Source organism: Corynebacterium sp. (assembly GCF_030532715.1).
Taxonomy (GTDB): domain Bacteria; phylum Actinomycetota; class Actinomycetes; order Mycobacteriales; family Mycobacteriaceae; genus Corynebacterium.
In genome coordinates this window covers 1-21,829 of the sequence record NZ_JAUNKO010000001.1, presented here as the reverse complement: position 1 = coordinate 21,829, position 21,829 = coordinate 1, and the positions used below count along the sequence as shown (strand labels likewise).

The following is a 21,829-nucleotide window of genomic DNA, read 5'->3' as shown; positions in this document are numbered from 1 at the left end:
TGGAAAACGCCTAAGCTTTGAGGTAGTTGACCAAATGTAAAGGACCTGAGTATGCCCACAAGCCCAGCGAATTCGTCTGCCAGTTCGGGTGCGACAAATGTCCGTATCCTCGCGCCCGACCTTGCACGTGGGCTTACGCTCATGGGCATCGCCATCGCCAACCTATCCACGGCGTGGCTCGTTGCAGACCAATCACTCCCCGGCGCCTTCAGTGGCGGCGTAATTGATAACAATGTGTGGGACAAAATCGCCATCGTTATCGAATCAATGTTCGCCCACGTTCGCGGTTTGCCCATGTTTGCCACCATGCTCGGCTACGGCATCGGCATGCTCGCGCACAGCCTCAACAAACGCGGCTATCCGGCGCGCGCGGCCCGCAACGTCCTATTGCGGCGCTATGGCTTCCTCGCCCTTTTTGGGCTCATCCACATGACGCTCCTGTTCTTCGGCGACATCATGTTCTTCTATGGCGTCGCCGGTATGATCGTCGCGTTGATGATGCGCTGGCGTACCCAATCCCTCCTCGTCGTCGCTGGGGTGATGGAAGCGATGATGCTCCTGCCAATGCTGGCGAGCTCCGTAGTCTTGTTGTTTGTAAACGGCCAATCGTTCCAACCACTCGGCTTGAGACTCCCGTCCAGTTGGGGCGAATACGTGGCAAACGCAGGCTACTCCGTGCTCATGCAATTCGCCTTGTTGGTCGTGGAACTGCCTCTCTTTTTGCCGCTCATCATCGTCGGGTTTGTCGCTGCCCGGTACAGCATCCTGTCTCACCCCGAAGAGCACAAAAAACTACTGGCTTATGCGGTGGGAGTCGCGGCGGCCGTGATCCTCCTCGTGGGCCTACCATGGGGCCTCGCGGAGATTGGGGTGCTCCCAACAGCCTGGGCACAATTTTTGCTTTTTGCGAACCAATCACTGGGGGTGCTTACCGGGCCCGGGATCATCGCAATCATTGCCTTAGCGTCAATTCCACTGCAACGGCGCTATGCCCAAGCCCAACAAGACGGCACAGATTACAAGCTTCCAATACTTGTCCAGATGCTGGTCGCATTGGGGAAGCGCTCCATGACTGGGTACCTGCTGCAATCAATCATCCTGCTGCCGCTGTGTGCCTCGTTTCTTCTTGGTGTTTTGAAACCCAACGGAGCAGCCCAATCCTTACTCATTGGTTTCAGTGTGTGGTTGGTCAGCCTCCTCGTCGCCTTTGCGCTGGAAAAGGCCGGAAAAGCGGGGCCGTTTGAATCAATACACCGGCGATTGTCCTACGGCAGCAGCGGCTTGTACGCCCAATACCCCGAACAGCGCGACTCGGTTGCGGCGTTGGGGCCGGGGGAGTCGGAAAACCCGCGCCAGGAGAAAACAAACACAGTGGACGTTCCGCAGGTGGATTTGAAGGAGCGGCAGATGGAGCTCAGGGAGCCCCGCCAGCCGGACTAGCACCGGGTCGGTGGGATTTGCGCCGTGTGGGCTCCGCCGCGCCCTTGGCATGGCAGTCCCGCATGTGAATTTTTGTTCGTCTTGCTGGTGACTAGCCGGGAGCACCACGATGTAGAACTTCGTTCGTGGGCGGGCTAGGCTGGAACCTCGTAGCACTGATGGCTGAATGAGGAAGGCGGCGTTAGTAAGGTGACCACACCACGTGACCCCAATGGTTCAGGGGCGGATCGTTCGCCGTTTGCGGGGGCGTCGCCGTTTTCGCAACGGGGTACGGAACCTGCCGAAACCTATGCTGGTAGCTCCGCCGCCGAAGACTATGGGAACGCCACAGAACACACGGTGATTATGCCGCGGGGGATGCAGGAAACCACGCAATTGCCACGCGAAATGGACACCACCGAACAGACGACGGTGATCCCGCGCGTGCAGTCCATGCCGGAAACCTCCATTGCCCCCGCGCAGCTTCCGCAGTATCGCCTGCCGCGTCAAGACGTCGCACCCGAGCCCAGCTATGCTCCCACCCCAGACGTAGCTTATCCGGAACCCGCCTACCAGCAACCTCCTGAGCAGTCGTATGTGCAGCCGGCCTACCCGCCGCCTGGTTATGCTGCCCACGCGGCGCCTCCGCCCCAACGTCACGTTACGAACGCTCCGGCGAATTGGTCGTTGGGGTTGGGGCTGTGGTCCCTTGGGTTCTTTATCAGTGTGATTCTGTTGCCGCTGTCCGGACTGCTGGCAGCATTCGGCATGGTGATGGGCGTTATTGGTTTGCTTCGCGCGGTGGTGGGTTCCCGCCCCGGCGGCGTGAAATCCGTGGTTGGTTTCGTCGTGTCCGCTGCCGTGTTTGGCACGTGGATGTGGTTGTATTTCTATCTCGAGCCAATATTCACAGCCTTCTGGAACGATTGGACCGTGTGTTCGGCAAACCAGGGTGCGGACGGCAGCAATTGGTGCATGATCGACGCCGTCTTGCATGCCTTTGGTTTTGACACCAACGCCATGGTGCCGGACAACATTGCCCCTGAGCAGTTCGTCCCGGAATCCTTTGCGCCGGAGTCGTTGGTGCCAGAGACCTTTGCTCCCGAACAGTTTATCCCCGAGTCGTTCGCGCCGGAGTCGTTCGTTCCGGAATCGCTTGTCCCAGAGCCGAACACCCAGTAATAAAAGTCGTATCATGCTTCTGTGCACGGCTCATAAAGCATGAAACGACAAACTTAACGCCCGCGGTCGCCCCTAACGTTCGCGGACGCACCCCAGCGTCTGTTGGCTTCAAACTGTTCAAGGGCGCCACGCAGTTTTCGTCGCGTGGCGCCCTCGATGTTTGTGAGGTGGCTGCTGGCCGCCTCCAACACCTAGTCCAAGTAGTCCCGGAGGACTTGTGAGCGCGAGGGGTGGCGCAGCTTGGACATGGTTTTGGACTCGATCTGCCGGATGCGTTCGCGGGTCACCCCGTAGACTTGGCCGATTTCATCGAGGGTGCGGGGCATGCCGTCGGTCAAACCGAAGCGGAGTTTCACTACGCCGGCTTCACGTTCGGACAGGGTTTGCAGCACGTCCTGCAATTGGTCTTGCAGGAGCGTGAACGACACCGCATCGACGGCTACGACGGCTTCGGAGTCTTCGATGAAGTCACCGAGTTGGCTGTCGCCTTCGTCGCCGATGGTTTGGTCCAGGGAGATGGGCTCACGGGCGTACTGTTGAATTTCCAGCACTTTTTCTTCGGTGATGTCCATTTCCTTGGCCAGTTCGAACGGCGTGGGTTCGCGGCCGAGGTCTTGCAACAGTTCGCGCTGAATCCGGCCCAGCTTGTTAATCACTTCCACCATGTGCACGGGGATGCGAATGGTGCGCGCCTGGTCGGCCATGGCACGGGTGATCGCCTGCCGGATCCACCAAGTGGCGTACGTGGAGAATTTGTAGCCTTTGGTGTAGTCGAATTTCTCCACCGCGCGGATCAGCCCAAGGTTGCCTTCCTGGATGAGGTCGAGGAAGGCCATGCCGCGGCCGGTGTAGCGCTTGGCCAGCGACACCACGAGCCTGAGGTTCGCTTCCAACAGGTGGTTTTTCGCCTTGCGGCCGTCTCGGGCAATTGCGCGGAGGTCGCGCTTGACAGCGGGGGTTAGTTTCGCTTCCTTGTCGCCCGCCGCGTACGCTTCCTCCATTTGCTCCATGCGGTGAGTAGCGTACAACCCGGCTTCGATGCGTTTCGCCAAGGAGACTTCTTGCTCCGCGTTGAGCAACGCAACCTTACCGATTTGCTTGAGGTAGGCGCGCACGGAGTCTGCCGACGCCGTGAGCTCGGCGTCTTTACGCGCCTGACGCAATGCGGCGGATTCGTCCTCGTCCCAAACGGAGGAACCGTCGTCTTCCTCTTCTTCGTCGCTGCTGGCGGAGTCGTCCTCATCATCGTCGATGCGTTCGTTGTCCTCGTCAGCGGGCAACGGGTCTTCGTCGTAATCGTCGTCGCTGGGGATTAGGGCGTCGTACTCATCGTCGTTGCTGTCGTCGATGATGTCGTCTTCCAGCTGCGCGCCCGTAATCTGATCGTCGTCCACCACCGGCGCAGCGGCCTTCGTTGCGGCCTTTTTGGTGGTCTTCTTCGCCGTGGTTTTCTTCGCGGCAGCCTTTTTCGCTGTCTTTTTCGCCGCGGTTTTCTTCGCTGTCTTCTTGGCCGTTTTCTTCGCGGCTTTCTTTACAGTCTTCTTTGCGGCAGTTTTCTTCGCCGTCTTTTTTGCGGCCTTTTTCGCCGTCTTCTTCACCGTAGTGGTGGTTTCCGATGCGGCAGTCTCCGAGGCTCCCGAGGCGGCGCCCGTCGTGGTGCTGTCCGCGGTTGCCGCGGGTTCAGCTGGGGCCGCCGCTTTGCGTGCGGTGCGCGGTGCTGCCTTCCGGGCAGTTTTCCTGACGGCTTTCTTCGCTGCCGTTTTCTTCACCGTTGTGGTGGTTCCTTCGGTCTGTGCCGTTTCTGAGGGATCAGTGGCTGCCACGTACGCCCTTTCGCCTTGAGTACTCGAAGTAGTGTGCTGCATGGCCAGTGGTCGCAGCAAATCGAGCCAACGCATTGGCTGCCGCTACGCCACCTGACATATGGAGCGCACTGAATGCATCAGTCAAGTTCTCCGCGTCAAATCCAACCCGTGTTTTCGCAGCCTAGGGGCATGTTTGGCAGCCCCTAGCGGCAAGTATTGGTGGGTGAATTGTGCTGCACGGACGACTTGTCTCCACAGTCAACACGCAAGTATAGAGCAAATCACTGCAAATGGTTGTGTGCCGTTAAGGTTTCAGTCCGGTTTCCACAGCCATCGCGGCCCCAACAATGCCCGCGGTGTTGCGCAATTTCGCGGCAATGACCGGGGTTTTGCACTCGAGGCGGGGCACCCACTTTTCGTGTTTGCGGGAAATGCCGCCGCCAACTACGAACAGGTCAGGCCAGAAAAGGCGCTCGTATTCGCACAGCACTTTGGTGACCCGTTTGGCCCATTTGCCGTAGCTTAATTCTTCCCGTTCCTTCACCGCAGAGGAAGCGAAGTGTTCCGCTTCGACGCCATCCACAATGAGGTGGCCGATTTCGGTGTTGGGGAACAGGGTGCCGTTGACTAGGAACGCGGAGCCAATGCCGGTGCCGAAGGTGAGGAAGATTACGGCCCCGTTGCGGGTTTGTTCCTCGCCGAAGGCGGTTTCGGCGATGCCGGCAGCGTCGGCATCGTTGAGTACGGAAATGTCACGGTCGCCGAGGTGGCGAGTGAACAATTCTTGGACGTCGGTGTCCACCCATGTGGGGTCAATATTCGCCGCGGTGAGGGCGCGTTGCCCATGCACCACGGATGGCAGCGTGATGCCCACCGGGCCCTCCCACTCGGCGGTGCGCACGATTTGTAGGACGGTGTCCGCTACGGCGTCGGGGGTTGCTGGTTTCGGCGTGAGTATTTTGATTCGCTCGCCGATGAACTCCCCGGTATCCAAATTCACTCGGGCGCCTTTAACACCCGAGCCTCCAACATCAATGCCAAATCCGATGCGCGTCATAGCCAACATTGTACTTGGGGTACCAAAATTTTTTTCGGCAACCTAAGCCAGCCTGTGGTGGCACCTGCGCTGCGCGCACCGGCAATGTTGGGGACAATGGTGTGCTATGGATGTGCGACACTTGGAATCGATCGCTAGTACGGTAGCAACGGAGGCCGCTGAGCTCATTCGGGGCAGCGCCATGGAGTTAGAGGATCTCGCTGAAGGTACGCGCTGGAAAAGCTCCAACGTGGACCCCGTGACAGTCGTCGACGAAGCTTCAGAGCGGTTTATCTCTGACCGGCTGGCGCGGCTGCGCCCCCGCGATGGCTTGCGTGGGGAGGAAGGCTCTACCCGCGACAGTGACAGCGGCGTGACGTGGGTGGTGGACCCCATCGACGGCACCGTGAATTTCTTGTATGGGCAGCCCGCTTACGCCGTGTCCATCGCGGCGCGTGTGGAGGGCCGCGTGCTGGCGGGCGCGGTGGTGGACGTTGTTGGCGGCGTGCTGTACGCGGCGTCGATAGGCAACGGCGCGTGGCGGCAAATACCCGGGCAAGAGCCCGAACGTATGTACGTGCGCGACGCCAGCGATTTGCAAACCAGTTTGGTGGCCACCGGGTTTAGTTATGACGCCGTGCGCCGCGGCCACCAGGCGAAATTGCTTACCCGCGTCCTGCCGCAGGTGCGGGACATTCGTCGGCTGGGTAGTGCGGCGCTCGATCTCTGCATGCTCGCCGCCGGGCAAGTCGACGCGTACTACGAACACGGACTCAATGCGTGGGATTTCGCGGCGGGCGCGCTCATCGCGCAACAAGCCGGAGCAGTGGTGTACACCCCGAGTACCGACGCCCCGTCCGCCGCAGGTTGGCCCGTCCGCGCCTGCGTTCCCGGAATCGCCGACGATTTCCTAGAACTTGTTCCGGCTACACCAATACCCTAATCCGCAGTTTGCAGCATCAACATTCAGTCCAAGCAGCAGGGACACGCCGGGGTAAGTCCATGACGTGACAAAGACATTTTTGTCGCCTAATATGCGCGCAGATACGTTGCACATCTTGGGATCCTGCACGAGAAAGCGGGCACCCAAATTAGTTACCGATAAAGGACCAAACCTCATGGCAACTGATTACGACGCCCCGCGTCGACGCGCGGAAGACGACCTGGAAACGGATTCCCTCGAAGGCCTCAAAGCTGCCGAAAGCATCAACAACGGCATGGACGACGACGGTGAAATCGTGGAGCCATTCGACCTCCCGGCAGTGGACCTCTCGGGCGAAGAACTTAACGTCACCGTCGTCCCGCGCCGCCAAGACGAATTTACGTGCGGAAGCTGCTTTATTGTGCAGCGTCGAAATCGAATTTCCCACGTGGAAGACGACGGCACCATCATCTGCCTCGACTGCGCCTAACTCCCATCCGTGGGGTGTGGGGGATTATTGCTCGGCGCGGCAGGTGGCGCGCGCCCGAGCAAGCAAGCTGAACTGGGAGTAGCTTTCCTACAGCTTTCCTAGGACGATTGGTTAGCTTGTTGGTTGCGTCGGATGGGGGAGAAACGCAGCTAACAGTGCTTCTGGGTTTTTTGAGCCAATAAGCCAGTACGGGGTGGGGTCGTCCGGATCGCCCAGGACGAACATTGCCATCTGCGGGACCCAGCCGTGGGAGACGACGAATGCTGCTGGGTCGAGCTGTTTGCCCATGGCGTTGCGCTTCGCTGTGGCTGGCACCATGAGGGCTTTGGACACCACGTCGGCTGGCAACATGGCGTTGCCTGCGCGCAGCCAGCGGGTGCCCTCAGCATCTTCTTCAACAATCACGGTGGTGCTGGAAAGCGAAAGCAATGACCAGATAGCCAGTGCGCCGAACACGATAGCGGAACCATAAAGCCAGGCGGAGGCCCGGTTATGGCCGATCTGAGCTGCAAGTAACATCACAATGAACCCGCCGAAAATCCACCAGTGCCACGGCACCCATTGGCGTTCCCGGTAGAGCTCACGGGGAGGTTTCGCTGCGCTTTCAATCACAAAGCTCGAGTCTACTGCACCAAGTATGACTGCCGCAGGAGCGGTCCTGTTCAGGGCTAGATTCGTAACACGAGACTCCTGATTGCATGGTGGCAGTGCGTGGTGAATCACGGCGCCGGCGTGTGCGACCACGTACGCTAGTGGCCGTGATTGAACAACAACCTGACGTGCCCTTAACGCGGGTACATTTACGTCGCTTAGATCCCGATATGCCCATCCCGCAGCGCGCTCATCGTGGGGACGCTGGTGTGGATCTTGCTAGTACCGAAGATGTGCGCTTGGAACCTGGGGAACGGGTGCTCGTTGGCACGGGCGTGGCCATTGCGCTGCCGCTGGGGTATGTGGGGTTGATTCATCCGCGTTCCGGCATGGCCGCCAAGCATGGTTTGAGTATTGTGAATACCCCTGGAACGGTGGATGCGGACTATCGTGGTGAGCTCAAAGTATGTTTGATTAATCTGGATCCGCGGGAAGCAATAGTTATTTCTCGGGGTGATCGAATTGCACAACTTGTAATTCAAAAGGTCGAGTTGTGTGACTTTATTGAAGTCGCCGAACTTGACCAGACAGTTCGAGGAGTAGACGGGTATGGTTCCACGGGTGTAAACACGTCAGCAAACCATATCCAGTGAGCGTTTCAGGTGCAGTAGGCTCGACAGCATAGTAGGCGTCGTGCCACAACGATGCTCGACCAACAATGTTTAGGAAGGAACGACGTGGCAATGTGGCCATTTGGGAAAAAGAAGGGTGAAGACGCGGACCTCAGCTATGCGGAGCTGGACGAAGAGTACCCCGCGCCTTTAACCGCTGAGGCAGATGCGTTGGCTGATGAGGGCGACGGAGAGGCGCCGGATCCTATCCATGACGCAATCTCGGGCGATAGTGGCCCCTTTGACGCAGATTCCGTAAATATTGAAGATTTCGATTTCTCGGATTTTTCTCATGGAATTCTCAATTTAGGTAGCGTACAAATTCCTTTGCCTATTGGTTCGGAAGTGCAATTGGAAATGGGCGAAACCGGACCCCGAATGCTGCACGTTGTCACGCAATATGGACGTATTACACCAGTGGCATTTGCCGCGCCCCGTGGCGGCGGCCAGTGGCGGGAAGCTACGAAGAAGCTCGCAGAGGACATGCGCTCTGAGAATTACCTTGTTCGAATCGAGCATGGCCCGTGGGGCAGGGAAGTGGTTGGCCGCAGGGACGAGGTGACGGTGCGCATCATCGGCGTGGATGGGCCCCGTTGGATGCTGCGGATGACGGTGATCGCCCCGAATTCGTTGGAGCAGGAAATGGCCGCCATGGGCCGCGAGGTCACCGCACGTACGTTTGTGAGCCGTGGTGATCAGCCGATGATGGCGGGTACCTCGCTGCCGGTGGCGTTGCCGGATGTGCTGGCCAACCATGTGATCGAGGCAATGGAAAAGCGCAAGGCGCAAGCCCAGCAAGCGGCGCAGGCCCAGCAGGCGGCGCAGCCCCAACACGCACACCAGGCGGCCAAGGCCGGGCAGGCCCACCAAGCTGCGCGGCAGCAGCAAGGCGCAGAGCGCGCACGGCCCCAAGGGTCGGGTTCGATCACGCCGCCGCGGTTGGCTTCGCCGGCGCCTCCGAAGGGGCCAGCGGCGTCCGCGTTCCAGCAGATGAAGGCTGAACCTCGGTGACACGGGCGCACCTGGGGGGCCATGGAGAGGCTCAGGATGATTCGCAACCTTCCATGTTGGACCAGATGGGTGGGCTCGGGGGTTTAGTTTCCTCAACACTGCCGATTTTGGTGCTGGTTCCGGTCAATAACTTTTATGGCCTCGTGCCGGCGCTGTGCGCGGCGGTGGGGGTGGCCGTAGCGGTGTTGATTTGGCGGCTGGTGCGCAAGGAAAACTTGCAGCCGGCGTTTTCCGGCTTTTTCGGCGTGGCCATTGGCGCGGCGATCGCTTGGGGCACGGGTTCTGCGAAGGGCTATTTCCTGTACGGCATTTGGATGTATTTGTTGTACGGCATTGTGTTCGCAGTGTCGGTGGTGGTGAAGTGGCCGATGGTGGGCGTCATTTGGCGGGGCATCAACGGGGAAAACATGGCGTGGCGCAAGGTGCCGCGCGCGCGGCGGGCGTACGCGATTGCCACGATCGGGTGGACACTCGTGTTCGCAGCACGGTTTGTGGTGCAGAATTGGCTGTATCAGAGTGACGCCACCACTGCGCTTGCGGTCACGCGCATTGCTATGGGTTGGCCGCTCACTGGATTGGTGTTGCTGCTTTCGGTTTGGGCTGTGCGGCGTGCGCGTGAGGCATTGGAATGATTTTTGGTGATGTTGTTGAGGTAACGATCCTTCGCCTGGCGCATGGCGGCGTCGGGGTCGGCTCACTCGCGGAGGATTCGCGCGTGTGTTTGGTTCGAGGTGGGCTGCCGGGCGACGTGCTGCGAGTGCGGATTACCAGGGTGAAAACCGCTTGGCTCAAGGGGGTCATCCTCGAGGTGTTGCGCCCGTCTGAGCTGCGCGTTGAGCAGCGGTGCGCGGCGTCGAGAAGCGGGGCGGGGTGTTGCGATTTCGGCATGGTGCTCCCCGCCGCGGAGTTGTCGATGAAAGCTTCGATCGTGCAGGATCAGCTGCGGCGTATCGCGGGCTTGGAGTCGGTGCCGGAGTGCGCGGAGATTCCGCTGGAGCCGAATGTGGAGTGGCGGACACGCTGGCGGCTGGGGGTGGACGATCAGGGCCGCGCCGGCGTGCGCGAAGACGGGGGTAATGACGTGGTGTGGCGGGAGCAGTGCGCACAGGCTCCAATCGGTTTGCTTGACGGAATTGTGGGTGAAGGGGCGCGGCGTTTTACCCCCGGTGCGGAGGTGGTGGTTGCGTTGGGGACGGACGGCGCGCGCACGATCACGGAGGTTCGTCAAGTGCGGCGTGGGCGGCGTCGGCACCGAGTGGAACGCGTCCTCGAGGGCTCCGAACTGGTGTACCAAGAGGTACTTGGGGTGGAGTATCGGCTCCCCGCCACCGCGTTTTGGCAGGCGCACGAGGCCGCCCCCGCAACTTACGTCGAACTCGCTGCGAGTTGGCTGCGGGACACGCTTACCGGCCACCCGGGCGCCGGCATCGGCTGGGATTTGTACGGCGGTGTGGGGCTGTTTATCCCCGCGCTTCTCGACGCCCTGTCCGCCAGCGCTTCCGATACGTACGCTGTGCATTCCGTGGAGACGTTCCCAACGGCCGCCCGGCATGGGGCGCGTGCCTTGCGGGAATCCCCGGTGCGGTTCCACCGCGGGGACGTGGCCGATTTGGTGCCGCAGTTGCCCACCCCCGATGCCGTGATTCTGGATCCGCCGCGCAAGGGCGCTGGTGCCGAGGTTGTCGCCGCGATTGCCGCTGCTCGCCCGCGGGTGGTGCTGCACGTGGGGTGTGACCCCGCGACGTTCGCACGTGATTGCGGAAGCTGGTACGAACATGGATACGCAATGACCAGATTGGCTGTGATCAACGCGTTTCCTGGTACGCACCATAGTGAAACCTTCGGTCTTTTCGAACCGGTTCATTTAGGATATGAGGGTCAGAAGGCGGCTCTGTCAGGCAACGACGGGTAGAATAGCCGCCATCACCGTTCATCCAGCCACCTGATGTAAAGGTCTTCGACGCACTCTCATGGGCATTCTTCACAGCATCGCTTCGCCGGCCGATCTCGCGGGGTTATCTTCCCAGCAATTAGAGGATCTAGCCGCAGAGATTCGGAATTTTTTGGTGGAGAAAGTCTCCGCTACTGGTGGTCACCTCGGGCCAAACCTTGGCGTTGTGGAGCTTTCCATCGCACTGCATCGAGTGTTCCAATCGCCGAAAGACCCGATCATTTTTGATACCAGCCACCAAAGCTATGTGCACAAGATTCTCACCGGACGGGCTGCGGCGTTTGACACCCTGCGCCAACAAGGAGGGCTCTCTGGATACACCTGCCGGGCGGAATCCGAGCACGATTGGACGGAGTCCAGCCACGCGTCCGCATCGCTGTCATATGCGGATGGCCTAGCGAAAGCGTTTGCGCTTACAGAGCAAACTGACCGGAAGGTGGTGGCCGTGGTGGGGGACGGTGCGCTGACCGGCGGCATGTGTTGGGAGGCGCTGAATAACATCGCCGCCAACCAGGACCGAAACCTAGTGATCGTGGTCAACGACAATGGCCGCAGCTATTCGCCCACGATTGGCGGGCTGGCCAACAACTTGGCCGAGCTGCGCATGCAACCGTTCTACGACAAGGTGATGGGCCAGGGGAAAAACACCCTGAATTCGATGGGCTGGGTGGGCAAGCGCACCTTTGAGGTGATGCACGCGCTGAAGGAGGGCGTGAAGTACACCGTGATTCCCACGGACTTGTTTCCGGAGTTGGGGATCAAGTCCGTTGGCCCGGTTGACGGGCACAACTTGAAGCAGCTGGAAAACGCGTTTCGGTACGCGCGGGACTACGAGGGGCCGATTATCGTTCACGTGGTTACGGAGAAGGGGCGCGGCTATGCGCCTGCGGAAAACAACGTTGATGACCTCATGCACTCCACCGGGGTGATGAACCCCGAAACTGGTTTACCGGTGAAGATTTCGGAACCGGGGTGGACGGAGGTGTTTTCGGCGGAGTTGATTGCTGCGGGCGAGCGCCGCACCGACATTGTGGCTATCACGGCGGCGATGGCGGGGCCGACGGGCGTGGCGCCGTTCGGCGCGAAGTTCCCCGACCGGATGTTTGATGTGGGGATTGCCGAGCAGCATGCGGTGGCGTCCGCCGCGGGTCTTGCGTTGGGCGGGCTGCACCCTGTGGTGGCCATCTACTCCACGTTTTTAAACCGCGCGTTCGATCAACTGCTGATGGACGCGGCGTTGCTGAAGCTTCCCATGACGCTCGTGTTGGACCGCGCGGGTATTACCGGAAACGACGGCGCAAGCCATAACGGGGTGTGGGACCTTGCGGTCACTGGCATCGTCCCGGGTATCCGGATCGCCGCCCCGCGCGACGGCGAGCAGCTGAAAGAACAGTTTAACGAGGCGCTGGAGGTGACCACGGGGCCGACCGTGGTGCGGTTCCCGAAGGGTTCGTTGCCGCAGGTGCTGCCCGCGGTGGATACCCTCGACGACGGGGTGGATATTCTGTCCTACCAGGACGCCGACGACGCCGATGATGCTATCGACGTCTTGATTGTCAGCGTCGGTGCGTTCGCGCACGTGGCCGTCGCTGCCGCCGAACAATTGCGCAATTCCGGGTGCAATGTCACGGTGGTTGATCCGCGGTGGGTGGTGCCGATTGCGCCGTCGTTGGTGGCCTTGGCTGCCGACCATGACCTTGTGGTTACGCTCGAGGACGGCGTGATTCATGGCGGCGTGGGCTCGTTGCTTTCCGAGGTGCTGAGCGCCGCCGAGATTGATACGCCGATTCGACATTTGGCGGTGCCGGAGCAATTCCTTGACCATGCTTCCCGCGGCGAGCTGTTGCAGCAATTGGGTCTCGACGTCGCGGGAGTCGTCGCCGCCATCGACGAATGGGCCGACACCATCGTTGCCGCCCAAACGTCCGAAGACGCAGGTTAACTTATCCGTGCGTCGGACTCGGGGGTGCCGAATTACACAGCACCCCGGTGATGATGTCGATCTGCCAGGCGCGGGCCCCGTGGGTAGCAAGTGTTGTTGCGATAATGTCCGCGTGGAGCTTGCCGTAAACCTTGCCGCACGCCCACGCCACGTGACGCAGCGCCCGCATGGACACGATGCACTCCAACGGCATGTTGAGTTGCTCCGCCGTGACCTCTAACGCCGCGCGGGCGTGGGTGAAACACGCAAAGGCTTCCGGATGGTCTTCGCTCCAATACCGGGTTGGTGGATATTGCGGGGGTGTGCGCTGCGCAAGCTCGGGCCAAGTTTCGGCGTCTTTCCGGAGCGCTTGGGCGGCCACCCCGCTCCAGCGCATGGCCTTTTTGTGTTTACTGCTGGTGCCCATGGCCAGCGCCGCGGCAGCCGGTGTGGTGGCGGAGGCCGCGGCGATGGCGATGAGGTCCTTGTTCCGCAGCACCCGGTTTGGGGCGATGTCTCGGTTGCTGCAGATGCGTTGACGGGTGCGCCACAATGCGCGGGCGATAGCCAATTGGCGCCGACTGCGCAACGTGCCAATGCCCTTCGTGTCCCGCCACGTGTGCACCGGCAGCGGGGTCACCATGACCTCGCCGGTGTGTTCGTCCACGTGTGGGGGGAACGAATGCAAGATGTGGCGGAATTCCTGCTCCGCCCACTCAAGCTTGTTGGATTGATCCAACAGTTCGATGAGTGCTTCGCTGAGTTCCAGCAGCACCTCCACGTCCAGTGCCGCGTAGACGATCCAGTCTTCGGGAAGGGGCGTGGTGGACCAGTCTTCCCGCCCGTGGGTTTTGGCCATATCAAGCGCCAGCACATCGTGCACCAATTGCGCCAAGTTTGGTTGTGCGAACCCGGCGAGTCGGGCGGCTTTTTCCGTGTCGACCAGGCTGGTGGGGTAGAGGCCCAGCGCCAGCAGCGAGGGGAGATCCGAGGGGGCGGAGTGGATGACCCATTCCAGTTCATTGACCACAGGGGCGAGATGCTTGGTGAGTGCTGTGCGCTGGCCCTCTGGGGCGAGCAGGAGCGTTCCGGTGCCGCGCCGGCGAAGTTGGATGAGGAAGGCGCGGTCGTCGAAACGGAATGAACTGGCGCGTTCGGTGTCAATGGCCACCGGCCCGTACCCGCTGCGCAATTGCGCGGCCGCCTCGGCAAACTCGGCGGGCGTGGTGAGCACTTTGGGCAGACCGTCGGCGGGAAAACGCAACGGGTTTGGCATGTTTGTTCAGTGTAGTAGTTCGCCCTCGACGCGGGAAGCGTCGGCCGAAAGTTTGAATCCTTTTCCGCGCAACGGTGAGGGATTTGCTCGCCCAATAGTTTGACAAGGGTAGGGTTACTTATAGTAGCGTTCTTTAGGATTGCCTGACTTTACCGGCTTTCGCTTGGAGTTTACCCCAGACCCCAGTAAAGGACCTCGTCACATGAAACTTGCCATCCGCTGCGCTGCATTCGCCGCAGCCTCCGCGTTGGTACTCACCGGTTGCACAAACAGCGAACAAGATTCGCAAGGAAGTGCGACTGCCGTTGCAAGTTCTGAAAGCGGCTCCAGCGCCGCCGCAGCCAGCAAAGCCAGCTACCCGCTCACCGTCGAGCACAAACAGGGCAGCACTGAAATCACGGCCGAACCCGAAAAAATCGTGGTGCTCGACTACTCCGCGCTTGACTATGTGGACACTTTGGGCCTCGGCGACAAAGTCGTCGCCGTGCCCAGCGTGAAAGCCGCCCCAGCGATCGCGGAAAACTACGGTGATGCGAAGAAGGTTGGTTCCCTTAAGGAGCCGGACATGGAAGCCATCGCCGGGCTTGAACCGGACTTGATCCTGCTGGGTTCCCGCAACGCCGCTACCTACCCGGAAATGAGCAAAATCGCCCCCACGGTCGACCTTTCGTTCGACTATAAGGATGCCATTGCGGACACCAAGAACAACGCTGAAACCGTTGCTAAAATCTTCGGCCTCGAAGCCAAAGCCGACGAGCAGGTGGCTAAGATCGATGCCAAGATGGACGAGGTAAAGAAGAAAGTTACCGCCGCCGACAAAACCGCGCTGGTAATCATGACCAACGGTGGTGAGCTCTCCGCATACGGCACGGACTCGCGGTTCGCGCTCGTGTACGAACTCGGCTTTAAGCCTGCGGCCGAAGTGAAGATGGACGGCCGTCACGGTGAAGCAATCTCCTTCGAATACGTTGCCAATGCGAATCCGGACTACATTTTCGTGGTGGATCGCGACGCCGCCGTCGGCGAAGAAGGCAACACCGCGAAAGCAACCCTGGACAACGAGCTCATCAAGGGAACCAAAGCCGGCAAGGACGGCAATATTGTGTACTTAAGCTCCACCGATTGGTACCTCGTTGGCTCTGGCCTAGACACCTACGGCAAGATGATCGACGCGGTCGGCGACGCCGTACAATAGGCGCCCGCACTCCGCTGAACAACCAATGAGCGTTCGATCGTATTATTGGCTACCGCTGGCATTCGTGGCACTCGCCGCGATGTCAGCGGTCAGTTTATTTCTCGGGGTAGCAGAAACCGGTGCGGAGGTGGTGGCGATCTCCCGCCTTCCACGTACCGTGGCCATCCTGCTATCCGGCGCCACGATTGCGGTGGCCGGGCTGCTCATGCAGCTGCTAGCCCGCAACCGCTTCGTGGAACCGTCCACCGTGGGCACCACCGAAGCCGCAGCGCTCGGGTTGGTGCTGGTCAGCTTGCTGTACCCGGATTCCCCAATCTGGGTGAAAATGCTGTGCGCCTCGCTGGCTGCACTGGGTGGCACTGCGCTGTTTCTGGCCGCGGTGCGCAGCATTCCCAACCCCGGCGGGTTCACCGTCCCGCTGATCGGCATCATGCTCGGCGGCGTTATCGGCGCGGTAGCCACCTTCATCGCATACCAATACGATCTCCTGCAATCCCTCGGGGCTTGGCAGCTCGGCTCCTACGCGGGGGTGCTGCGCGGCCGGTACGAGTTGCTGTGGCTCATCGGCGTGCTGGTGGTGGTCGCCTATATTGCCGCCGACCGGTTTACCATTTTGGGGCTCGGCCACAGCTACGCGCTCAACGCTGGGATCAACGCCAAAGCGGTGGAAAACCTGGGTCTGATCATTGTCGCAGCGGTGTCCGCCATCGTGGTCACCGTGGTGGGTTCCATCCCATTCCTAGGCTTAGTAGTACCGAACATCGTGTCGATGGTGATGGGGGATAACACGCGGCGTTCGCTTCCTTGGGTGGCGCTGACGGGCGCCGGATTGTGCATGCTGTGCGACATCCTCGGCCGACTAATCCGCTACCCGTTCGAGATCCCGGTAGGCACCATGATGGGCGTGGTGGGGGCTGGAATCTTCCTAGTCATGCTGCTTCGGAGGAACGCCCGTGGTTGACAACGCGCATCGTGCGGCCCGCCGCCGCACCCTTATCACCTGGCTGTTTATCGCACTGGCGTGCGCTGCTGTTGCGCTGTTCGTGTTGTACGATCTGCCCAAAGCGTGGCAGTTTGTGATCGAACGGCGGGCGACAACCGCCGCAGGCCTCACTGTGGTCGGCGTTGCCATCGGCGCATCGACCGTGGTGTTCCAAACCATCACGGCAAATAAGATCCTTACCCCCTCGCTCATGGGCTTTGACGCCATGTTCGTGCTGATCCAGACCGCCATCGTGTTTGTGTTCGGCACCGTATTGTTCCATGGGGCGGATTCGTTGCTGTTGTTCGCCATTAATAGCGCGCTCATGATCGGACTGTCGGTCACCCTGTTTGCCGTGGTCTTCCACGGCGGCCGCATGTCGCTGGATCTTCTGCTGCTCGTGGGGATCGTGGTGGGGGCGCTGTTCCGTTCGCTTTCCTCATTGCTGGCACGCATGATCGACCCCGGTGAGTATCAAGTGTTGCAGGACCGCTTTTTCGCCACGTTTTCTTTTATCGACGTTCGCCTGCTCATCGTCAGCGCCACCCTCATTGTCGCCGTCACAGTTTGGTTGTGGCTGCGGCGCCGCACGCTGGACGTATTGCTGCTGGGCCGCGAACCCGCCATGAGCCTTGGAGTTGATTACCGCCGCGAAGTCATCGGTGTGTTGATCGCGTGTTCGCTGTTGGTGTCGGCGGCGACAGCATTGGTTGGTCCTGTGACGTTTTTCGGGTTGATCGTGGCAAACCTGGCCTATGTACTCGTTCGCACGGATCGGCATGCGTGGACCATTCCGGCTGCGAGTGCGCTCGGCGTACTGTCCCTCGTGGCGGGGCAGTGGATCCTCGGCAAAGTGTTTGAATTCAACACATCGTTGTCCGTGATTATCGAATTCCTAGGCGGCCTGTTGTTCCTCTACCTGCTGCTTTCAAAGAAAGGTCTTTCCCGGTGATTCGCATCCAAAACATTAGCAAGTCCTACGGCGCCACCACCGTCGTGGATGACGTCACCCTCGAAGTTCCCCGCGGCGGCATTATCAGCGTCATCGGGCCAAACGGCGCCGGCAAGTCCACCCTCCTGAGCATTATTGCCCGGCTTCTCGACGCCGATTCCGGCACCGTCACCATCGACGGCAACGACGTGACCACCACGAAATCGAAAGAACTTGCCAAGGTAATGGCGGTGCTGCGGCAGGACAATAAGGTGGCGGTGCGGCTCACCGTTCGCGAGCTGGTGGAATTTGGTCGCTTTCCGCATTCCGGCGGCCGGCTCACACAGGAGTGCCAAGCGGCAGTGGCCAACGCCATGCGCTACCTTGATCTCGAAAAGTACGCCGACCGCGCGCTCGATGAGCTCTCTGGCGGGCAGCGGCAGCGCGCATTCGTGGCGATGGTACTGGCGCAGGAAACGGACTATGTGCTGCTCGATGAGCCGCTCAACAACCTGGATATCAAGCACTCCCTGGCGATGATGCGGCTGCTGCGGCGGGCCGCCGACGAGCTTGGGCGCACCGTGGTGATAGTCATCCATGACATTAACTTCGCGGCGGCGTTTTCCGACCACATCGTCGCCATGAAACAGGGAACACTCGTACATAGCTGCTCCCCGGCGGAATTCATGACGGCCGAAAACCTTGAGGCGCTCTATGGTGTGGCCATGCGCGTCATTGATATCGACGGTCGCCCCATGGCCATCTACTGTTAGCTCCCCCCGATTCGCGTGCGCGGTGTTAGCGGCGCAGCTCGGTCACGCCCACGGGCGGCAACCCCGCTGCATTCGCTAGCACTTTCGCAAATGCTTCAACGTGGGGTGTCAGTTGTGGTTCCGTGGCAGTCCACGAGGCACGAAGCTCCAATTGAAAGGCGCGCGGCGGTCCGCCGATATCGCCAAAACGTACGGAAGCCGTCGAAGTAACGGTACCCGCCATATTGGTGTAATCCGCACGTGCGTACGCTAAGCCCTCCTGGAGCCAGTCCCACACCACCTCCGGCAGGAAAGGATCGTTGGCTACCGCGGCGTCCATATCTGCCTGGATATACGCCACGAGGCGGAATGCACCCTCCCAACCGTCTTCGGAGCGGGGATCGTGCAAGAGGATCAACCGTCCGAACGCATCTCCGTCAATGACTTCGCTATCCACCTCAAGGCCAATCGCATGGCTGAGCGGGGCGAGGCGTTGCGGCGGCCGGATCGTACCTAATGAAATCTCAGGACGCAGCAACGCGGAATGCATTGAGTCGACGGCGTCGCGGAACAGCTGAGGCGCGTTTTCGGCCGAAATCGAGCTCGTGGATTCGGGGCGTAATGTGGCATCTGAGTCGGTCACAAGGACAAAAGATACTCGTCAAACTCGGTGGGGGTGCGGAGGCGCGCCGGTACCCCTAGTGTTGTTCGTCCAAACAGCGGATAGAATTACTCGTAGAAAAGTTGGGATCACGGTTGATACCAGCATGTATGCCATCTAAAGAGAGGTTAAGAACGGCATGGCCGAAAAGATTGATTTTGCGAAGCTCAACAGCGTTCAGCGGTATACGCAGTGGGTGGTGTTCCGCGTCATCCCCGGCGCACTTGGCGAACAACGAGACGAAACCATCGCCGACGCGCGAGCATTCTTTGCCAAGCTTGACGACGCCGCCACAGTCACCGTCCGCGGCATCTACGACATTTCCGGCATGTGCGCCGAAGCGGACTTTATGATCTGGTGGCACGCCGAGGAAATCGCAGACCTTCAGCGCGCCTACAACGACTTCCGCCGCACCACCCGGCTCGGACAAAGCAGCGAAACATTTTGGAGTGGCACCGCCCTGCACCGGCCTGCCGAATTCAACAAATCACACCTGCCATCCTTCATCATGGGCGAAGATCCAGGCGCCTGGATCACGGTCTACCCATTCGTCCGCTCGTACGACTGGTACCTCATGGATGAAAAGGAACGCCGCCGCATCCTTGCCGAACACGGCCGTTCCGGACGCGATTTCCCCGATGTTCGCGCCAACACCGTGCAGGCCTTCGCCATGGGCGACTACGAATGGATCCTCGCCTTCGAAGCCCCCGAGCTGCACCGCAACGTTGACCTGATGCACCGCATGCGTTACACCGAAGCGCGCCTGCACGTGCGCGAAGAAATCCCCTTCTTCAGCGGTCGCCGCGTCGCCGACATCGCCGAGATCATCGAAGTGATGCCCTAACACCGTCCCACGGTGAATGGGGGATCCTGCCGGCTGGTTTCGGCTAGCCGGCCTCGGGGGAAGCACCGCTATCGGCTGCGTCGGCGGGGGCAAACGTCAAGCAGACGGAATTGATGCAGTATCGCAGATCGGTCGGGGTATCGTACCCCTCGCCGGAAAACACATGCCCGAGGTGGGATTCGCAATTCGCGCAGATCACCTCGGTGCGCACCATGCCGTGGGAGTTGTCCACGCGCTCGATAATCCGATCGCCAGCGAGCGGAGAGAAAAACGACGGCCAGCCGCAATGGGAATCAAATTTCTGATTCGACCGGAACAACTCCGTGTCACAGGCGCGGCACGAATAGATTCCTTCGGCCTTATGGTCGGTAAACTCGCCCTTGAACGGAGCTTCGGTCCCAGCCTGGCGGAGCACTCGGTATTCCTCCGCATTGAGGCGCTGACGCCATTCGTCATCAGAAATCAACTTGAAGTCGGTCATGAAAACTCCTGCATGGTGTGTGCGGACAGAAACGTGAGGCACGCGTGGCGGGTGTGTGTGCCCGCGGCGTCGATAAGCGTGTGCCTGTCAGTGTTAACCAGTTTTCTGCTGCGCCCATTCCCGCCGTAACCACAGCACAGAAAACACGCAGGTAACAAGCAACATCGTGCCCCAGCCAAAGGTCGGCCGGAACAAATCCACCCAACGGCCGTAAATCTGGTAATCCTGCCAAGCCCACAAGGTGGGGGAGTAAAAGCAGAACACCGCCAGCCACGACAACCACGAATGCATCACAGAACGCTGCAACAATGCCGTAAACATCAGCGGGAATAACAGCATGGAATAGTACATCTGTCCCAATGAAGACAAGAAGAACACACCTGCTAACAACAGTCCAGAAGTGGTGCACGCCCAAAACAGCGGCTCGCTATGCCGGTACCGCAACAACGCCAACAACGCGACAATCACCACGAGCGCGAACACCACAAACCAAATATTCTTCTGCCACACCGGCATGCCGAAGTACACGGCGGCGCCGGGCAGGGAACTATTGGCATAATCACGGACTTCGCCAAGATATGGCATGGTGCGGGTGACATAATCCCCAGCGCCAGGGATCAGCGGCCACGCAATGGCATTGATCAGTACCGGCACCAAGATGCCAATACCAACCGTGGAGAACTGCATCCGCACAAACGGCAAAAACAACAATGGCGCAAATAGCGGTTTTACGAGGATCGCAACGCCCAAAATAATGCCGGCGACAATATTTCGATCGTTGAGCAGCGCCCACAAAAATCCCACAAGCGCCAACAGCAACAATCCATTGATATTGGAAAACAGCAGCGTGTTTTGCACAGCTTCCGTGGAAAACGCCGCGAACAATGATGCCGGCCACACGCAGGAGCGAAGGCTATAGCCAAACATGCGAGTAAGCAGGCCCAAGGCCGCGACAATCGCTACTACGTTTAGCGCAATGAAAACGACGCGAGCCGTGGTGAAATCCGAAATCAAACCGAGCGGAAACAACACCAAGGTGGCGCCGGGGTTGTACAAATAATGCGGGTCCACATAGAAATACGTTTCGTTATAAACCGGAACGCCCTCCACGGCGCGCCGGATCGCGTAATACACGGTGGAGAAATCATCGGTCGTACTGCCATTGACCGCTCGCACCGCAAGAATGTGCAATGCGCTGACAATCGTGAAAGGCCAAAAAACGGCGTTCCCAACTCGGTCCCAGCGAGTCCGGCGGGATTCGTGGCGCGGCCCCGGAGCGTGCTCCGAAGACACCCACGTGTGTCGTAGCTTATGCATGAGTTGGGAAGTCACCGCTTAACCCTATCGAAATGATTGCCGCGATACCGCCATACACCCCGTAAAATAATAAAAAGCCCTGAAAAGTTCAGGGCTTTCTAAGCGAGAGCGGATGACGAGACTCGAACTCGCGACCCTCACCTTGGCAAGGTGATGCGCTACCAACTGCGCTACATCCGCATCTGTGCATTTTTCCGAGCGGCACAGCGCTCGTGTGCGCGATACTGGGATTGAACCAGTGACCTCTTCCGTGTCAGGGAAGCGCTCTCCCGCTGAGCTAAACGCGCGAGATAGGTGTCCAGAATCCGAACTGTTGTGCAGTTTCGGAAGAACGACCCAGAGCGGATGACGAGACTCGAACTCGCGACCCTCACCTTGGCAAGGTGATGCG

The 21,829-nt window shown here is 59.9% G+C and carries 21 protein-coding genes and 2 tRNA genes; 14 read left to right on the top strand and 9 right to left on the bottom strand.

Going from position 1 to position 21,829, the window contains the following annotated elements; translation table 11 throughout:
* Window positions 1-51 precede the first annotated feature (51 nt).
* Complete coding sequence (locus Q4D83_RS00115) at window positions 52-1,440, top strand: DUF418 domain-containing protein (RefSeq protein ID WP_303171904.1); 1,389 nt, start codon at window positions 52-54, stop codon at window positions 1,438-1,440.
* 189 nt (window positions 1,441-1,629) lie between these two features.
* Window positions 1,630-2,601, top strand: coding sequence for a hypothetical protein (locus Q4D83_RS00110; RefSeq protein ID WP_303171902.1), 972 nt, complete (start codon window positions 1,630-1,632; stop codon window positions 2,599-2,601).
* Between the two features lie 191 nt (window positions 2,602-2,792).
* Here the strand turns inward: Q4D83_RS00110 and Q4D83_RS00105 are convergent, their stop codons facing one another.
* Both Q4D83_RS00105 and ppgK read right to left on the bottom strand, forming a co-directional pair.
* Window positions 2,793-4,424, bottom strand: a complete 1,632-nt coding sequence (locus Q4D83_RS00105) for an RNA polymerase sigma factor (protein ID WP_303171900.1) — start codon at window positions 4,422-4,424, stop codon at window positions 2,793-2,795.
* A 286-nt stretch (window positions 4,425-4,710) separates the two neighbouring features.
* Entirely contained in the window at window positions 4,711-5,472 is a 762-nt protein-coding gene (gene ppgK / locus Q4D83_RS00100) for a polyphosphate--glucose phosphotransferase (protein WP_303171898.1), read from the bottom strand.
* Window positions 5,473-5,569: 97 nt separating this feature from the next.
* On the opposite strand from ppgK, the gene Q4D83_RS00095 reads away from it, so the two are divergent.
* Window positions 5,570-6,385 carry an inositol monophosphatase family protein gene (locus Q4D83_RS00095; RefSeq protein ID WP_303171896.1) on the top strand — a complete coding sequence of 272 codons (816 nt, stop codon included), beginning with the start codon at window positions 5,570-5,572 and terminating at the stop codon, window positions 6,383-6,385.
* Window positions 6,386-6,560: 175 nt separating this feature from the next.
* Window positions 6,561-6,854, top strand: a complete 294-nt coding sequence (locus tag Q4D83_RS00090) for a DUF4193 domain-containing protein (protein WP_303171894.1) — start codon at window positions 6,561-6,563, stop codon at window positions 6,852-6,854.
* Between the two features lie 111 nt (window positions 6,855-6,965).
* Here Q4D83_RS00090 and Q4D83_RS00085 read toward each other — a convergent pair whose 3' ends face one another.
* A complete protein-coding gene (locus Q4D83_RS00085) occupies window positions 6,966-7,466 on the bottom strand; it encodes a DUF3093 domain-containing protein (protein WP_303171892.1) in 501 nt (166 codons plus the stop codon).
* A gap of 146 nt (window positions 7,467-7,612) precedes the next feature.
* On the opposite strand from Q4D83_RS00085, the gene dut reads away from it, so the two are divergent.
* The 5 genes from dut to dxs all read left to right on the top strand — a co-directional run bounded on the left by dut (window position 7,613) and on the right by dxs (window position 13,020).
* Window positions 7,613-8,098, top strand: coding sequence for a dUTP diphosphatase (dut, locus tag Q4D83_RS00080; RefSeq protein ID WP_303171890.1), 486 nt, complete (start codon window positions 7,613-7,615; stop codon window positions 8,096-8,098).
* Between the two features lie 84 nt (window positions 8,099-8,182).
* Window positions 8,183-9,127: a DUF3710 domain-containing protein gene (locus Q4D83_RS00075; protein ID WP_368502160.1), complete on the top strand. Its 945-nt coding sequence runs from the start codon at window positions 8,183-8,185 to the stop codon at window positions 9,125-9,127.
* Between the two features lie 53 nt (window positions 9,128-9,180).
* Window positions 9,181-9,759, top strand: coding sequence for a DUF3159 domain-containing protein (locus Q4D83_RS00070; RefSeq protein ID WP_303172835.1), 579 nt, complete (start codon window positions 9,181-9,183; stop codon window positions 9,757-9,759).
* Window positions 9,756-11,039, top strand: coding sequence for a class I SAM-dependent RNA methyltransferase (locus Q4D83_RS00065; RefSeq protein ID WP_303171888.1), 1,284 nt, complete (start codon window positions 9,756-9,758; stop codon window positions 11,037-11,039). Before Q4D83_RS00070 ends, Q4D83_RS00065 begins: the two co-directional genes overlap by 4 nt.
* A 58-nt stretch (window positions 11,040-11,097) precedes the next feature.
* Window positions 11,098-13,020 (top strand): 1-deoxy-D-xylulose-5-phosphate synthase, encoded by a 1,923-nt coding sequence (gene dxs, locus Q4D83_RS00060; protein ID WP_303171887.1) that lies wholly within the window; start codon window positions 11,098-11,100, stop codon window positions 13,018-13,020.
* 1 nt (window position 13,021) lies between these two features.
* On the opposite strand, the gene Q4D83_RS00055 is transcribed toward dxs, so the two are convergent.
* Complete coding sequence (locus tag Q4D83_RS00055; RefSeq protein ID WP_303171886.1) at window positions 13,022-14,275, bottom strand: HRDC domain-containing protein; 1,254 nt, start codon at window positions 14,273-14,275, stop codon at window positions 13,022-13,024.
* Window positions 14,276-14,477: 202 nt separating this feature from the next.
* Between Q4D83_RS00055 and Q4D83_RS00050 the strand changes: the two genes are divergently transcribed.
* Genes Q4D83_RS00050 through Q4D83_RS00035 form a run of 4 tightly spaced genes read left to right on the top strand, consistent with a single transcriptional unit; the run spans window position 14,478 to window position 18,156 of the window.
* Window positions 14,478-15,470: a siderophore ABC transporter substrate-binding protein gene (locus Q4D83_RS00050; RefSeq protein WP_303171884.1), complete on the top strand. Its 993-nt coding sequence runs from the start codon at window positions 14,478-14,480 to the stop codon at window positions 15,468-15,470.
* A gap of 25 nt (window positions 15,471-15,495) precedes the next feature.
* Window positions 15,496-16,431, top strand: coding sequence for an ABC transporter permease (locus Q4D83_RS00045; protein ID WP_303171883.1), 936 nt, complete (start codon window positions 15,496-15,498; stop codon window positions 16,429-16,431).
* A complete protein-coding gene (locus tag Q4D83_RS00040) occupies window positions 16,424-17,404 on the top strand; it encodes an iron chelate uptake ABC transporter family permease subunit (protein WP_303171881.1) in 981 nt (326 codons plus the stop codon). The genes Q4D83_RS00045 and Q4D83_RS00040 overlap by 8 nt, the downstream gene beginning before the upstream one ends.
* Window positions 17,401-18,156: an ABC transporter ATP-binding protein gene (locus Q4D83_RS00035; protein WP_303171879.1), complete on the top strand. Its 756-nt coding sequence runs from the start codon at window positions 17,401-17,403 to the stop codon at window positions 18,154-18,156. The genes Q4D83_RS00040 and Q4D83_RS00035 overlap by 4 nt, the downstream gene beginning before the upstream one ends.
* Window positions 18,157-18,181: 25 nt before the next feature.
* Here Q4D83_RS00035 and Q4D83_RS00030 read toward each other — a convergent pair whose 3' ends face one another.
* On the bottom strand, window positions 18,182-18,778 hold the full coding sequence (locus Q4D83_RS00030; protein ID WP_303171878.1) for a DUF3000 domain-containing protein: 597 nt from the start codon (window positions 18,776-18,778) through the stop codon (window positions 18,182-18,184).
* A gap of 157 nt (window positions 18,779-18,935) precedes the next feature.
* On the opposite strand from Q4D83_RS00030, the gene hemQ reads away from it, so the two are divergent.
* Window positions 18,936-19,640 (top strand): hydrogen peroxide-dependent heme synthase, encoded by a 705-nt coding sequence (hemQ, locus tag Q4D83_RS00025; protein WP_303171877.1) that lies wholly within the window; start codon window positions 18,936-18,938, stop codon window positions 19,638-19,640.
* Between the two features lie 43 nt (window positions 19,641-19,683).
* Here hemQ and msrB read toward each other — a convergent pair whose 3' ends face one another.
* From msrB to Q4D83_RS00005, 4 genes are all read right to left on the bottom strand, one after another.
* The gene (gene msrB, locus Q4D83_RS00020; RefSeq protein WP_303171876.1) at window positions 19,684-20,121 is read right to left on the bottom strand and encodes a peptide-methionine (R)-S-oxide reductase MsrB; all 438 of its coding nucleotides are present in this window, start codon (window positions 20,119-20,121) and stop codon (window positions 19,684-19,686) included.
* Between the two features lie 93 nt (window positions 20,122-20,214).
* On the bottom strand, window positions 20,215-21,297 hold the full coding sequence (locus Q4D83_RS00015) for a glycosyltransferase family 87 protein (protein ID WP_303171874.1): 1,083 nt from the start codon (window positions 21,295-21,297) through the stop codon (window positions 20,215-20,217).
* A gap of 248 nt (window positions 21,298-21,545) precedes the next feature.
* Window positions 21,546-21,618 (bottom strand) — tRNA-Gly (locus Q4D83_RS00010).
* A gap of 35 nt (window positions 21,619-21,653) precedes the next feature.
* Window positions 21,654-21,725, bottom strand: a tRNA-Val gene (locus Q4D83_RS00005).
* Window positions 21,726-21,829 lie beyond the last annotated feature (104 nt).

Bases quoted from the DNA above. Each gene is read 5' to 3' on its own strand.
- Q4D83_RS00115 (WP_303171904.1), top strand. From the start codon at position 52: ATGCCCACAAGCCCAGCGAATTCGTCTGCCAGTTCGGGTGCGACAAAT.
- ppgK (WP_303171898.1), bottom strand. From the start codon at position 5,472: ATGTTGGCTATGACGCGCATCGGATTTGGCATTGATGTTGGAGGCTCG.
- Q4D83_RS00095 (WP_303171896.1), top strand. From the start codon at position 5,570: ATGGATGTGCGACACTTGGAATCGATCGCTAGTACGGTAGCAACGGAG.
- Q4D83_RS00090 (WP_303171894.1), top strand. From the start codon at position 6,561: ATGGCAACTGATTACGACGCCCCGCGTCGACGCGCGGAAGACGACCTG.
- Q4D83_RS00070 (WP_303172835.1), top strand. From the start codon at position 9,181: ATGTTGGACCAGATGGGTGGGCTCGGGGGTTTAGTTTCCTCAACACTG.
- Q4D83_RS00065 (WP_303171888.1), top strand. From the start codon at position 9,756: ATGATTTTTGGTGATGTTGTTGAGGTAACGATCCTTCGCCTGGCGCAT.
- dxs (WP_303171887.1), top strand. From the start codon at position 11,098: ATGGGCATTCTTCACAGCATCGCTTCGCCGGCCGATCTCGCGGGGTTA.
- Q4D83_RS00055 (WP_303171886.1), bottom strand. From the start codon at position 14,275: ATGCCAAACCCGTTGCGTTTTCCCGCCGACGGTCTGCCCAAAGTGCTC.
- Q4D83_RS00050 (WP_303171884.1), top strand. From the start codon at position 14,478: ATGAAACTTGCCATCCGCTGCGCTGCATTCGCCGCAGCCTCCGCGTTG.
- Q4D83_RS00045 (WP_303171883.1), top strand. From the start codon at position 15,496: ATGAGCGTTCGATCGTATTATTGGCTACCGCTGGCATTCGTGGCACTC.
- hemQ (WP_303171877.1), top strand. From the start codon at position 18,936: ATGGCCGAAAAGATTGATTTTGCGAAGCTCAACAGCGTTCAGCGGTAT.
- msrB (WP_303171876.1), bottom strand. From the start codon at position 20,121: ATGACCGACTTCAAGTTGATTTCTGATGACGAATGGCGTCAGCGCCTC.